Here is a 2,500-nt window from a genome sequence, read left to right as displayed (position 1 = left end):
AGGCGGGCTTATGCCATTGCACTCTAACAGACGGTTTCCAACCGTCCTGAGCCCACCATTGCGCGCCTCCGTTACTCTTTAGGAGGCGACCGCCCCAGTCAAACTACCCGCCACAGAGGGTCCCTGATCCAGTTTCATGGATCGAGGTTAGACATCAGAAAACAACAGGGTGGTATTTCACCTATGGCTCCACGTCAGCTGGCGCCAACGCTTCAAAGCCTCCCACCTATGCTACACAGTTCTTTCCTAATGCACTCTGAAGCTGCAGTAAAGGTGCACGGGGTCTTTCCGTCTAACCGCGGGAACCCCGCATCTTCACGGGGAATTCAATTTCGCTGAGCATGTCCTGGAGACAGTGGGGAAGTCGTTACGCCATTCGTGCAGGTCGGAACTTACCCGACAAGGAATTTCGCTACCTTAGGACCGTTATAGTTACGGCCGCCGTTTACCTGGGCTTCATTTCAGAGCTTGCACCCCTCCACTTAACCTTCAGGCACCGGGCAGGCGTCAGGCCCTATACGTCGTCTTGAAGCCGACTTAGCAGAGCCCTGTGTTTTTGCTAAACAGTCGCTACCCCCTGGCCTGTGCCCCCTCAAAATGCTTGCGCACAATGAGGGCCTCCTTCTTCCGAAGGTACGGAGGCAATTTGCCGAGTTCCTTCAGGACACTTCTCTCAAGCGCCTTGGTATACTCTACCTGACCACCTGTGTCGGTTTCGGGTACGGTCTATACGGTGGGGCTATTTCCTGGAACCTCTTCGAAGCCCTCCCAATCCAATAAGGGAGAACAACACACGAGATCCGTCACACACCACCAGGCCCACGAATATTAACGTGGTTCCCATCGACTACCCCCTTCGGGCTCGTCTTAGGGGCCGGCTCACCCTGCGCGGATTAGCCTTGCGCAGGAACCCTTGGTCTTTCGGCGAAAGGGCATCTCACCCTTTTTATCGCTACTCATGTCTGCATTCGCACTTCCGATACCTCCACGACCCATTACCAGATCGCTTCACAGGCTTACGGAACGCTCCGCTACCGCGTGGCTTACGCCACACCCTAAGCTTCGGTGCATCACTTTAGCCCCGTTACATCTTCGCCGCAGAACCTCTTATTTAGACCAGTGAGCTGTTACGCTTTCTTTAAAGGATGGCTGCTTCTAAGCCAACCTCCTGGTTGTTTTGGAAGTTCCACATGCTTTCCCACTTAGTGATGACTTGGGGACCTTAGCTGTAGGTCAGGGCTGTTTCCCTTTTGACGACGGACCTTAGCACCCGCCGTCTGTCTCCCGAGTAGTACTCGTAGGTATTCGGAGTTTGGTTAGAGTTGGTAGGTCTCGCGACCCCCGCATCCATCCAGTGCTCTACCCCCTACGGTATTCGCTCGAGGCACTACCTCAATAGTTTTCGCGGAGAACCAGCTATTTCCCGGCTTGATTGGCCTTTCACCCCTAAACACAACTCATCCGGTAACTTTTCAACGTTAATCGGTTCGGACCTCCAGTGCGTGTTACCGCACCTTCATCCTGGTCATGCCTAGATCGCCGGGTTTCGGGTCTAATACATCAAACTCTGGCGCCCTATTCAGACTCGCTTTCGCTGCGCCTACACCTAACGGCTTAAGCTTGCTTGATACATTAAGTCACAGACCCATTATGCAAGAGGTACGCTGTCAGGCCTCAAGGACCCTCCAACTGCTTGTAGGCAATCCGTTTCAGGTACTGTTTCACTCCCCTCATCGGGGTGCTTTTCACCTTTCCCTCACGGTACTAGTTCACTATCGGTCGCATACGAGTATTTAGGCTTAGAGGGTGGTCCCCCTATGTTCAGACAGGATTACACGTGTCCCGCCCTACTCAAGTCCGACAATTTCACTTTCGCATACGGGGCTGTCACCCGCTATGGCCGATCTTTCCAAATCGTTCTGCTAATTCACTTGTCGGCACTGGCCTGGTCCGCGTTCGCTCGCCACTACTAACGGAATCTCGGTTGATGTCTTTTCCTCCAGCTACTGAGATGTTTCAGTTCGCCGGGTTCGCTTCACGAAAGCTATGTATTCACTTAAGTGATACCTAGCCCCATTTAGCTTGGCCGCCCCTGTTACCAGGAACGAACAAGTTAAACGGGATAGGTGGGTTTCCCCATTCGGAAATCTGCGGGTCAAAGGTTGCTCACACCTCACCGCAGCTTATCGCAGCGTGCCACGTCCTTCATCGCCTGTATGCGCCAAGGCATCCACGAATTGCCCTTACCTCACGCTTGAGAGTCCGCACCACCAATGACAATGCTGGGATCGATCCTGACGGATCGAACCAAAACTCGGCAGAGCAGCAAAGTCACAGTATCTTGGTGCGGATGATTAAAATGCTCAGCCTGATTATTAAAGCGTTGTATCCGCCTCGAACCGCTCAGATCCGGGAAAACCCGAACCAAAAACGTTCTCGTCGAACCAACGCCGATATCACGGCATCGATTTTAAGAACCCATTCACAATGTCAAATAAGG

1 rRNA gene (cut by a window edge) is annotated in these 2,500 nt (G+C 53.0%); it reads right to left on the bottom strand.

What is annotated here, in order from left to right:
• A 23S ribosomal RNA gene (locus tag NW75_RS21910) occupies positions 1-2,257 on the bottom strand (it extends 538 nt beyond the left edge of the window).
• Positions 2,258-2,500: the final 243 nt, after the last annotated feature.

The sequence above is a fragment of the Sphingomonas sp. Ant H11 genome (assembly GCF_000797515.1).
GTDB lineage: Bacteria > Pseudomonadota > Alphaproteobacteria > Sphingomonadales > Sphingomonadaceae > Sphingomonas.
Note: the sequence above shows the minus strand (reverse complement) of the source record. Positions and strands in the feature narration are given on the sequence as shown.